General features: G+C 63.2%; 1 protein-coding gene. It reads left to right on the top strand.

What is annotated here, in order from left to right; all coding sequences use genetic code 11:
• A partial coding sequence (locus tag DBR22_RS19580) for an Ig-like domain-containing protein (protein ID WP_375134995.1) occupies nucleotides 1-1,496 on the top strand: 1,496 nt, incomplete at both ends.

The raw sequence follows: 1,496 nt of genomic DNA, 5'->3' as shown, positions 1-1,496 counted from the left end.
ACGGCTTTTGCTGTGGCCGGTGTTGCGTTGGTTGCGGGCGCCATCATTTACCCGGGGTTCAAGACCACTGAGGTGGAGCTGAACGACGGCGGTGTGTGGGTTGTCTCGAAGTCGAAGAATGCTGTGGGGCGGCTGAATTATCCGTCGCGGGTCCTTGACGGTGCGGTGACGCCGGCCAGCACCACGTTCGACATCCTGCAGAGCGCCGGAGACGTGTTTGTTGACGATGAAACGGGTTCGACCCTGAACCAGGTTTCGCCGGCGAACATGCGCCTGGGCGGGGATAAGCAGTTGCCGGGTTCGGCTGAGGTCAGTTTTGGCACCGGCGTGATTTCGGTGACGGATCCGGCGTCGGGCAAAGTATGGGCGGTGTCGCCGTCGACGGTGAATGGTTTTGACCAGGAAGCGTCGGAGCCGGTGTTGGTGGGTTCCGAGGGCCTGGTTTCGGCGGTGGGGGCGGATGACCGGATTTATTCGGCGGATCCGAAGTCCGGTGCGGTCACGGTGACTGAGGTGGATGTCAATGGTGTGGTGGTGTCAGCAGATTCGAGTACGTGGGGTGAGTTGAAGGGCGCGGGGGACCTGCAGATCACGGTGGTGGGGGACAAGCCCGTGGTCCTTGATGCTGCTGCGGGGAAGTTGTTCCTGCCTGGCGGGAAGCGTTTGCAGTTGGAGGGTGCGCGGGATGCGAAGTTGCAGCAGGGCGGCCCGGCCGCGGATGCCGTTGCCATTTCGACGCCGAAGGCGTTGTTGAAGCAGCCGTTGGATGGTTCGACGGCGAAGACGGTGGGCTTCGATGGTGAGGGTGTGCCGGCGGCGCCGGTGCAGCTGGGCGGTTGTGTGCATGCGGCGTGGTCCGGGGCGAATAAGTATGTGCGTGATTGTGTCAATGATGCTGATGACAAGAACGTGGATGTGCCCAAGGCGAGTGCGTCGCCGTCGTATGTTTTCCGGGTGAACCGGGACCTGGTGGTCCTCAATGACGTGAACTCCGGGAACGTGTGGCTGGTCAACCAGAACATGCAGCTCGTCAACAACTGGGACGACGTCGTGCCGCCGAAGAACGAATCCGATGAACAGGACCAGGAATCGGCGGACAACAACACCATCAACGTCCTGCCAGACCGCACCAAACCCAACCGGCCACCGGAAACCAAACCCGACGCCGTCGGGGTCCGCCCGGGCCGCACCACCATCCTCAGCGTCCTGGACAACGATTCCGATCCTGACGGCGACGTCCTGACCGCCGCCGTCGGCGATTCCGGGCCCAAGGCCGGGACGCTGCAGAACATCTACGGCGGCACGGCATTCCAGATTTCGGTCCCTGCAGACACCAGGCCCGGCAGCGAAACGTTCAGTTACAACGCTGCCGACGGCAGGGGCCTTTCGGCGAGCGGCCAGGTGGCACTGACCGTGGTTGGACCCGACGAAAACAAGCCGCCCCTCTTCAAGCGCGGCGGCGACTCCACCACCATGCTGGTGGAGCAGGGCAAGAC

This window comes from Arthrobacter sp. HMWF013 (genome assembly GCF_003061105.1).
Lineage (GTDB): Bacteria > Actinomycetota > Actinomycetes > Actinomycetales > Micrococcaceae > Arthrobacter.
Note: the sequence above shows the minus strand (reverse complement) of the source record. Positions and strands in the feature narration are given on the sequence as shown.